General features: G+C 46.4%; 8 protein-coding genes and 1 tRNA gene. All 9 read left to right on the plus strand.

What is annotated here, in order from left to right; genetic code table 11:
* Positions 1-382: 382 nt before the first annotated feature.
* The 9 genes from ppdK (at position 383) to AB1466_03175 (ending at position 9,957) form a co-directional block, all read left to right on the plus strand.
* Positions 383-3,085, plus strand: a complete 2,703-nt coding sequence (ppdK, locus tag AB1466_03135) for a pyruvate, phosphate dikinase (protein MEW6189094.1) — start codon at positions 383-385, stop codon at positions 3,083-3,085.
* A 95-nt stretch (positions 3,086-3,180) separates the two neighbouring features.
* Positions 3,181-3,780: a flavodoxin family protein gene (locus AB1466_03140; protein MEW6189095.1), complete on the plus strand. Its 600-nt coding sequence runs from the start codon at positions 3,181-3,183 to the stop codon at positions 3,778-3,780.
* An 84-nt stretch (positions 3,781-3,864) separates the two neighbouring features.
* Positions 3,865-4,905 (plus strand): deoxyguanosinetriphosphate triphosphohydrolase, encoded by a 1,041-nt coding sequence (locus AB1466_03145; protein MEW6189096.1) that lies wholly within the window; start codon positions 3,865-3,867, stop codon positions 4,903-4,905.
* A 292-nt stretch (positions 4,906-5,197) separates the two neighbouring features.
* Positions 5,198-7,000 (plus strand): DNA primase, encoded by a 1,803-nt coding sequence (gene dnaG, locus AB1466_03150; GenBank protein MEW6189097.1) that lies wholly within the window; start codon positions 5,198-5,200, stop codon positions 6,998-7,000.
* A 40-nt stretch (positions 7,001-7,040) separates the two neighbouring features.
* Positions 7,041-8,216, plus strand: coding sequence for an RNA polymerase sigma factor RpoD (rpoD, locus tag AB1466_03155; GenBank protein MEW6189098.1), 1,176 nt, complete (start codon positions 7,041-7,043; stop codon positions 8,214-8,216).
* 107 nt (positions 8,217-8,323) lie between these two features.
* Positions 8,324-8,536 (plus strand): four helix bundle protein, encoded by a 213-nt coding sequence (locus AB1466_03160; GenBank protein ID MEW6189099.1) that lies wholly within the window; start codon positions 8,324-8,326, stop codon positions 8,534-8,536.
* 139 nt (positions 8,537-8,675) lie between these two features.
* Positions 8,676-8,751: transfer RNA gene (locus tag AB1466_03165), tRNA-Asn, on the plus strand.
* 619 nt (positions 8,752-9,370) lie between these two features.
* Positions 9,371-9,583 carry an RNA-binding protein gene (locus AB1466_03170; GenBank protein ID MEW6189100.1) on the plus strand — a complete coding sequence of 71 codons (213 nt, stop codon included), beginning with the start codon at positions 9,371-9,373 and terminating at the stop codon, positions 9,581-9,583.
* Positions 9,584-9,657: 74 nt separating this feature from the next.
* Positions 9,658-9,957: a cold-shock protein gene (locus tag AB1466_03175; GenBank protein MEW6189101.1), complete on the plus strand. Its 300-nt coding sequence runs from the start codon at positions 9,658-9,660 to the stop codon at positions 9,955-9,957.
* Positions 9,958-10,292: the final 335 nt, after the last annotated feature.

The following is a 10,292-nucleotide window of genomic DNA, read 5'->3' on the forward strand; positions in this document are numbered from 1 at the left end:
AGAAGAATATTCAGCGTCTACACTTATAATAAAGTATAGGCTAGACATAGATCGCCTATGGCAGAAGTTCTTTTTGCCAAACTGTTCTTAAGCAAAGGATGATTTCAAATTCTAAGCACAAAGCACCAAATTCTAAACAATATTAAATGACCAAAATTCAAAGATCAAAACGAAATGAAAATGTGATTTAGAAGAGTGTTTAGGATTTCAGAAATTTGGATTTTGCCCGTCCTCCGCAGTAGCACTGCTACGGAGGGTGGAAATTTGTTTAGGATTTTGAATTTAGGATTTGAGCCATCCTTCTGGAATTATCTCTATGGCATAATAAAGTATAAAATTGAACTATGATTGTGGACTATGAACGGTGAACCAGGAGGTGCCCATGGAGGAGAAAGAAATTCTTGAGGGGGCGAAGATAACCAAAGCAAAGGTTACCCGAAAATATGTTTACGATTTTGAAGAAGGCAACGCAAAGATGAAATTTCTTTTGGGAGGAAAGGGGGCAAACCTTTGCGAGATGACGAACCTCGGTCTACCCGTACCTCCAGGATTTGTAATTTCTACTGAGGCCTGCCGGAAGTATTCAAAGACTGCGTCTTATCCTCCTGGTTTGAAAGAGGAGATTTTAGCTCATCTCAAGTCTCTTGAGAAAAGAACCGAGAAGAAGTTCGGTGATCCGGAAAATCCTCTTCTCGTCTCCGTTCGCTCTGGAGCCGCTTTTTCGATGCCCGGTATGATGGATACCGTTCTCAACTTGGGTCTAAACGATGTCACGGTCAAGGGACTTGTCCGCCTCACGGGCAATGAAAGATTTGCCTACGATGCTTACCGCCGTTTCATTCAAATGTTTGGGAATGTGGTTTTAAAGGTCGATGGCGACAAATTTGAACAGGCGATGGCCAGTCTTAAGAGGGAAAGGGGTGTCAAATCGGATATGGAGCTCACGGCGGCGGATTTGAGAGAGCTCGTTGAGATATTCAAGGGGATCACAAGGGAGGAAACCGGGGAGGAATTCCCCTCGGAACCTCTAGAGCAGCTGGATAAAGCCATCGCCGCGGTATTCGAATCTTGGAATAATCCGAGAGCCATGGTTTACAGAAAGGTTCACAATATCCCCGATGACCTGGGCACTGCGGTTAACATCCAGACCATGGTCTTCGGCAATATGGGGAGTGATTCAGCTACGGGAGTAGCCTTTACCCGGGATCCGTCCACGGGAGAGAGGAAGCTCTATGGCGAATATCTGACCAATGCCCAAGGTGAGGATGTAGTGGCTGGAATAAGGACTCCTCAGCCCATAGTCAAGCTTAGGGAAGAAATGCCCGAGAATTATGAGCTTCTGGGGAGAGTGGCGGAGTCCCTCGAGGAGCACTATAGAGATGTGCAGGATATCGAATTTACCATAGAGAAGGGCAAACTTTACATGCTCCAGACACGAACAGGAAAGCGAACAGCCTCGGCTGCCATAAAGATCGCCGTGGATATGATGGAGGAGGGACTCATCAGCGAGGAGGAAGCTATATCCAGGATCGATCCCTATCAATTAGACCAGCTTCTCCATCCCAGGCTTGATCCAAAAGCTAAGGTGAAAGTATTGGCAAAGGGGCTGCCCGCTTCACCAGGAGCAGCCACGGGCAAGATTGTATTCGATGCCGATAAGGCAGAAGAGCTGGGAAGCACCGGGGAAAAGATTATCCTGACTCGCTGGGAGACTACTCCCGATGATATCCACGGCATCATCGCAGCCCAGGGGGTTCTCACAAGCCATGGTGGGCTTACCTCGCATGCTGCTGTTGTAGCTCGGGGTATGGGTAAACCCTGCGTTTGTGGCTGCGAGGATGTGAAGATCGACTACGAAAATCGCCTGTTCAAAGTGGGGGACGAGATCGTAAAAGAAGGAGATGTAATTACCATCGATGGAGGAACGGGTCGAGTCATTTTGGGCAGCGTTCCCCTCATTCCCCCAGAGATAAGCGAGGATCTAAAAAAGATTCTCGGTTGGGCGGATAAAAGGCGCAGATTGGGTGTGAGGGCAAACGCCGATTTGCCCAATGACGCCAGGAAAGCCTTGGAGTTCGGTGCGGAGGGTATCGGGCTATGTCGAACTGAGCACATGTTCTTTGCTGAGGATAGATTGCCCTTGGTTCGACAGATGATCCTCGCCGACACCGTTGAAGAGCGCGAGAAAGCTTTGGAGAAATTGCTTCCCATGCAGAGAAGGGATTTCGAGGAAATTTTCAAGGTCATGAAGGGCTTACCCGTGACCATCAGACTTTTAGATCCTCCCCTCCATGAGTTTCTGCCAAATCTAACGGAGCTACAGGTAGAACTGATGGAGTTGAAATACAAAAAGGTGCCGGATGAGGTGATACGAGAGAAGGAAAAATTGCTTCACAAGGTGCGAGCTCAGGTGGAGGTCAATCCCATGCTTGGACTGCGTGGTTGTAGGTTGGGTCTGGTCTATCCCGAAATTTACGAAATGCAGGTTCGAGCCATATTCGAAGCCGCTTGCAACGTGGCGGGAAAGGGAATAACTCCAAAGGTTGAGGTGATGATCCCCTTAGTTGCTCACGCTGGTGAGCTTAAAGTTTTGAGGGAAAAAGTTGAGGAGATTGCCGACGAGATTCTGGAATCTTCGGGAGAAGATCTACCATATGCTGTAGGAACCATGATCGAAGTTCCTCGAGCTGCTGTAACTGCAGACGAGATCGCCAAATATGCTGATTTCTTCTCCTTTGGTACCAACGATCTTACCCAGACCGTCTTTGGTTTCAGTCGGGACGATGCTGAGGGCAAGTTCATGGCGAGATATTTGGAGGGGGGAATTCTCGCGCACAATCCCTTTGAAATATTAGATCCCTCAGGTGTCGGCAAGCTCATGGATATGGCGTGCCAACTTGGACGAAAGGCAAACCCTGAACTCAAATTGGGAATCTGCGGTGAGCACGGGGGCGAGCCAAGATCGGTGAAGTTTTGCGATCACGTAGGTCTGGACTATGTGAGCTGCTCGCCTTATCGGGTACCCTTAGCTCGTTTAGCTGCTGCCCAGGCGAGAATTGGTAGGGGAGAAGATCTTACCAAATAATATTGAGGGAGTGAGGAAGTGAGGGAGTGAGGAAGATAAAAAACTTGAATCACTTGAATCACCCCCTCACTTGAATCACTTTTAAGGGGGTTGCGATGTTGATAGTGGGGATTAATGGTAGCCCGAATAAAGATGGGAATACGGCTTTTCTGCTTGAGTGTGTGCTGCAAGCTGCCAAGGAAAAGGAGGCCGAAACCAAAATTATTCACGTCATGGAGGTTTTAGTTGGACAGGAGAAACCCTATTGCGATGCCTGCTCTAGCCCTTGTGATAAGAGTTGTTTTGAGGGAACCCTCTTGGAGGAAGCCTTCAATTTGTTGAAGCAAGCTGATGGGGTAGTCCTGGGAAGCCCCGTCTACTTTGGGACGGTTTCCGCTCAAATGAAGGCTTTCTGGGATAAGACTCGGCACTTGAGAACCGAGAGGGCTTTGATCGGCAAGGTGGGAGGAGCGGTAGCCGTTGGTAATTCCCGTTTTGGTGGTCAGGAAACCACTTTGAGGGCTCTTCACGATATCATGCTCATCCATGGCATGAGCGTGGTTGGTGATGGCTCTTCCGAATATGATGCTGGACATCAAGGGGTTTGTGGACAAAGACCAGTTCGAGAGGATAAAAATGCTATAAAAAGGGCCAAGATCCTGGGCACCAGACTCTACCACGAAGCCTTAAGGTTAAGTGAGAAAGTGAGGGAGTGAGGGAGTGAGGAAGTGAGGGAGTGAGGAAGATAAAAAACTTGAATCACTTGAATCACCCCCTCACTTGAATCACTCATTTGAGGAATGAATATACGTGAGTTGTTAGAAGAACGGGAGAAAAGGTTTTTGTCGCCCCGCGCTCAATTGAGTGTAAATTCTAAAGGACGTAAAGTCTCCGAGGAACCCTGTAGCCTTCGGACATGTTTCCAGCGCGACAGAGACCGCATTGTTCATTGCAAATCTTTCCGCAGGCTTTCCCACAAAACCCAGGTTTTCCTAGCTCCTGAGGGAGACCATTACCGAACAAGGCTCACTCACACTCTTGAGGTCAGTCAGATCTCACGCACCATAGCTCGCTCCCTAAAATTGAATGAGGATCTCACGGAAGCCATCGCTTTGGGTCATGACCTTGGCCATACTCCCTTTGGTCATATAGGAGAAGAGGCCTTGACCCAATGCTTATGCAAGGTGAAGAGTGAAAACTCTGAGCTTTACCGAAACCTACCTTGTGCCTTCAGACATAGTGAGCAATCTCTACGGGTGGTGGATTTCATCGAATATGGAGGCAAAGGTCTCAATCTCACCTGGGAGGTCAGAGATGGAATCCTTCACCACACGGGAGACAAGTCCCCCTCCACACTGGAGGGACAAATCGTGAGGATAGCGGATCGCATCGCCTATATCAATCATGACATCGACGATGCCATCAGAGGAGGAATTTTATCCCAGTGCGACCTACCCCAGGGTCCCCTCGAAATACTGGGTAAATACCATGGTGTACGGATAAATAACATGGTTATGGATATGATTAGGAGCAGCGCGGATGAAGGTAGAATCCAAATGAGTCCAATCTTTGCCAAGGCCATGGATGAGCTGAGAAACTTCTTGATGCAGCGAGTATATATGGACTCACCTGCGAAAATGGAAGATGAGAAGGCAAAAAGAGTTCTCAAGACCCTATTTTTCTATTATCTTAAGGATCCCTGTAAGCTTCCCCCAGAATTCTACACTCAATCTCAGGAGGAATTGCCCATTAAGGTCTGCGACTATGTTGCAGGAATGACCGACCGCTATGCTTTAAGAATCTATGAACAGCTATTCGTTCCCAAAGCTTGGATGATCTAAGCCTAAGTTCCCTCCATTTCCCAATATCGACTCAAAATTTATTCCCAAAATATTTTCAACTTTGTGAAGGGGATGCTCAACTTTTGTCGAAATTTAGCCTAGCTTATAGCTTTCAAACATTTGTTCGTATAAAGGGAAAAGTGAGAGGAAATGTGCTATAATATTTTATTATAATATCACTTGGATGGAGGGGCTTTCTCCGGAGTTCCCCTATTTTCTAACCCCGATTTGTTCCTAGAATTTGGGTAAAATTATTCCACTTAACCCTTTATTTGCTGTGAAGGATGGACCAATGAACGGTTTTATAAAAGAGGAGGATATAAACGAAGTAAGGGGGAGAAATGATTTGGTCGAGGTGATCTCGGAGTACGTTCCGCTGAAGAAGAGCGGGCGTACCTTTAAGGCACTATGTCCGTTCCATAAGGAGAAAACGCCTTCATTTATAGTCGATCCCGTTAAGCAGCTTTATCACTGTTTTGGCTGCGGAATTGGCGGAAATGTTTTCACTTTCATCATGAAAATGGATAATATCGATTTTCCGGATGCCGTGAGGGCACTCGCCGACAGGGTCGGATATACCTTGCACTACGAGAGGGATTCGAAAGAGAGCCAATCTCGTCGGGTCAGATTGTACGAAGCAAATAAGGAAGCCATGAATTTCTTCTACAACCTCTTGAAGAGCGAGGAGGGCAGGAAAGCTCGGAAATACTTGAAAAATCGAGGTTATGATGCTGAAATTATCGATGCCTTTAAGCTCGGACTCGCTCCTTCTCGATGGGATGGGTTGTTGAATTCCCTGTGCGCAAGGGGGTTCAAGTTAGATGAGTTGGAAGAGTCTGGTCTGATAATCAAAGGGGAGAAGGGTTTTTATGACCGGTTTCGCTCTAGGATCATGTTCCCAATATTTGACGTCAGGGGTAGGGTAATTGCTTTCGGTGGAAGGATTTTGGACGAATCGCACCCAGGTAAAGGTGAATCGCCTAAGTATATGAATTCACCCGAAACACCCATTTATAACAAGAGTTCAATCCTCTATGGTTTATATCATTCAAAAAACGGGATAGCAAAAACTGGTCAAAGCTTGGTGGTCGAAGGTTATACGGATGTCCTCTCCTTGCGCGCTGTGGGTATAAAAAACGTGGTCGCAACGTGTGGAACGGCTTTTACCTCCGATCATCTACGCTTGCTGGCTCGTTTCGGTGAAAGAGTGATATTGGTTTTTGATGCCGATGTCGCGGGTACCGCCGCTGCGGAGCGTGGTTTGGAATTATTGGGAGAGTCAAAAGTCGATATTTATGTGGTTTCATTACCAATGGGTACGGATCCAGCCGATTTCGTTGCTGAACACGGAAGGAGTGAATTTGAAAAACTTTTAGAGGACGCCGTTCCTTTGGTTGATTTTTGTCTAAAACAGGTGTTATCCCAGTATAACTTGGGTGAATCTTTACAGCGAGCTAAAGCGTCAAGTGAGGCTTTAACCATCATAGCGGCTCTAAAGGGCGCCGTGGCACAGGAAGAATACCTGAAAAAGTTGGCTGAGGAATTAAATGTCTCTTTTGATTCACTTTTCTTTGAGTTAAAGAGACTGAAAAGATCCAAAACTAAAAGAGCATCTAAAGAGGTTTCCGAAGACCTGGTGATCACAAGTGCTCAGGAGAAAGCTGAGCAGGAGTTATTAAGGCTGATATTACAGTACCCCGAGGAATACAAAGCCGCACTCACCGAACTGGATGAAGAGCATTTCACCTTGCCCGAGTGTAGAGAATTGTTTACGATTTTAAAATCGCGAGCGCATTACGGATCGGATGAGCCTGGATTTCAAGGGATTTTATCAAATGCATTTAAGCGCGAGGAACTTCAAAAACTCATAAGCAAACTCATGCTTCAACCAGTGGAGGTTGAAGAGAGAGAAAAATATTTTAAAGATATTCTATTGAGACTCAAGGAATTTGAGGTCCAACGTCAAATTAATACTCTTAAACCCAAATTAGAGCGGATAAATCCGATTAAAAATCCGATAAAGTATGATGCTCTTTTCGAGGAGCTGCTCAAATTGGAGGCTAAGAGAAGGGATCTTAGAGGTAATTTAAGCTAGCTGCATCGTAGTATCCGTTTGGGACTAGGAGGAAGCAAAGGTGGCTCACCTTAAAGAGTTAGAAATCGAAGAAGTGAAGCGTCTAATCAATAAGGGCAGAGAGAAAGGTCTGTTGTCATCCGATGAGATTGCCGATGTACTTCAGGAGATTGATCTCACCACGGAGCAGATTGAGAACATTTATTCACACCTCCTAGAGCAGGGAATTGAAGTTGTGGATTCCATTGCTGAGGTGGAAGATATAGAGGAGAGCGAGGAAGAGTTGGAAAAGGATTTTGGAAAAGAGCTGGATCTCTCGATCAAGGTTCCCACGAGCGATCCCGTTCGCATGTATTTGAAGGAGATCGGTAAGGTTCCTCTGCTCACTGCCAAAGAGGAAGTTGAACTGGCCAAAAAGATTGAGGCCGGTGAGATGGCTGCAAGGAAGCTGGAGGAAAATTCGGGTCTCCCCCGAGCGGAGATTCGCCATCTCAACCGTCTGGTTGAGGAGGGATCAGTCGCAAAGAGAAAACTGGTGGAAGCAAACCTCCGCTTAGTGGTGAGCATCGCCAAGCGTTATGTGGGTAGAGGTATGCTTTTCCTCGATCTCATTCAGGAGGGAAATCTGGGCTTGATCAGGGCGGTAGAGAAGTTCGACTATCGCAAGGGATATAAGTTCTCCACTTATGCAACCTGGTGGATAAGACAGGCCATCACCAGAGCCATTGCTGATCAGGCGAGAACGATTCGAATCCCCGTCCACATGGTGGAAACAATAAACAAGCTCATCCGCGTACAAAGGCAACTGCTGCAGGATTTGGGGAGAGAACCCACTCCTGAGGAGATCGCTGGGGAAATGGACCTCTCGCCGGAGAAGGTTCGGGAAATTTTGAAGATTTCTCAGGAACCGGTATCCCTAGAGACGCCCATAGGTGAGGAAGAGGACAGCCAGCTGGGAGATTTCATCGAGGACCAGGAAGCAGAGGTCCCAGCCGATGCTGCTTCCTTTTCTCTCCTTCAGGAGCAACTAAGACGGGTTTTAGATACCTTAAGCGAGAGGGAGAGAAAGGTAATAGAATTGAGGTTCGGGCTAATCGATGGTCACCCCCGAACCCTGGAAGAGGTCGGTCGGGTCTTTGGAGTCACTCGAGAGCGTATAAGGCAAATCGAATCCAAAACCTTAAGTAAGCTCAGACATCCAAGCCGAAGTGCAAAACTCAAAGACTATCTAGAATAACCCGGAAATCGAGACTCGGAATTTGAATAATTCTTCTGATTTTAAAAGGGTAGGGAGAAATTTTTGTGTTGTTACCGGGAGTTAGATGTTTTAAGGTATCAAAGGAAATGGTCACAAGTGTCTACAAACTCACGGGATCTTTTCCGGAAGATGAGAAATTTGGAATTACAAGCCAAATGCGACGAGCTGCACTCTCGATCCCATTGAATATTGTGGAGGGAAATGGTCGGATTACGAAGGGCGAATACCGCCAATTCTTAGGTCAGGCTCGAGGTTCTTTATCGAACTCCAATATTTATTGGAATTATGCTGCCAATTAGGACTTGCAGGAGAAGACGAGATCGCTAAAATAGAATATAATTGTAATAGAGCCGGTCAGATGCTTAATAAACTGATTAAGAAGTTAACTTAAGCAAAGTCCGGATGCGAGTTCCGAATACCGAATTCGGCGTTAAACATTCCCCGGTAGCTCAATTGGTAGAGTGGGTGGCTGTTAACCACTAGGTTGCCGGTTCGAGTCCGGCCCGGGGAGCCAAGGAGTAGAGCGGAGCTCACTATTTTGCGAATACTTCTTATCTAAACAGGATGCACTCAGAAGAGAAAGTTACTTCAAGACTACTGCCGGAAAGAAAGCTCTGAGACTAATAGTGAGAAACAGCCTCGAGGAAATCCAAGACAGCCAATTTTGATTGCCGCACTCGAACCAGGGGCTATCTTTGTGGGGGAAGGATTCCCCCACAATCATTCGTAAGGAAGGGGAGATATCAGAGGGGAAACACTGGGTTTCCTTCTCTGAAGAGCGAACATTGGTGAGCGAGGTTTGATGTCCGCCCGGGGAGCACTTTCTTGAGAACTACACTTTGCCATCTTTGTCTTCGAGCTTGATTTCACCGAGGTCGTCGATCCACTCGACGATCGTCACGAGCGACACCGCATCGGCTGGCTTTATGCCGCCAGGTTCTGTAAAATACTCGAAGAAGATGTTATACGGTACTTGCGGAGCACCTGCCCTTTTTTATCGAGCAGAACGAGGAAGAAGTTTCCCTCCCCCTCAGTCTCGGGGTATCTGAATGAATGGTTATAAATCTTTTGAAACGGCCGACCGACTACCTTCCCATTTTTGTGAATAACCAGGCAAGAATGTCGAAAAAAAATTGTACGTTGGAAATCTCTCCTTTGAGGTCAAAGAAGAAGATCTACGTGAATTGTTCAGCCAGATTGGAACGGTGGAATCCGTGAGGATAATTACTGATCGCTATTCCAGTAGATCAAAGGGATTTGGCTTCGTTGAAATGGCTTCAGAAGAAGCGCAAAAGGCGATAGAAAAATTCGACGGTTACTCGCTAAAGATAGGGATATGGTTGTAAACGAAGCCAAACCCCGCCGCAGCAAAGACTTCAGGGGCAAAAGGAGATACTAAAAGGATTGGAGAGAGGAAACTGTGTTATTTAAGGGAACGGTGAAATGGTTCAGTTCCAGAAAAGGATATGGTTTCATCACAAGGAAGAATGGAAAGGATATTTTCGTCCATCAAACCGCGATTCAAAGCTCGGGTTTTAGAGTGCTACGTGAGGGACAGAAGGTCCAGTTTGAGATTGTCTCAGGACCCAAAGGTGCCCAAGCTACTAACGTCGAGGTAATTGAGGATGTCAAAGAAAGCACGGATGAAAAAATCAAAGCTTTCAGGAAGGCAAGCAAGGAGAGGTTGAACGATTTAAGAAAGAGAAGAGAGAGGAGATAACCCATTACCGACACCAAAAGAACGGAGGTGTAGCTGGTAAAAACTCTCAAATTTGAGATAGAAGTTGTGGAGATCGAGTAAAAAGGAATTGAGATACATTTTGGTCTTAAAGAGGGTGGCGCTTGAGCTTAAGCGTCACCCTAAAGTTTTTAAAATGTAAAATTTTTGTAAATTCCAAGGTGGTTGACTTTTCAAACATTTGTTCGTATATTAAATTTGTAGGATTTGGATGGATGACCGATGGATGCGATTCAGAAGATCCAGGTATTAGGTGAAGCGGCGCAATATGATATCTGTGCCTCTTGCGGAAAAAGCGCCTCCAGGATTCGAAGTCT

This window comes from Actinomycetota bacterium, assembly GCA_040755895.1.
Taxonomy (GTDB): domain Bacteria; phylum Actinomycetota; class Aquicultoria; order Subteraquimicrobiales; family Subteraquimicrobiaceae; genus Subteraquimicrobium.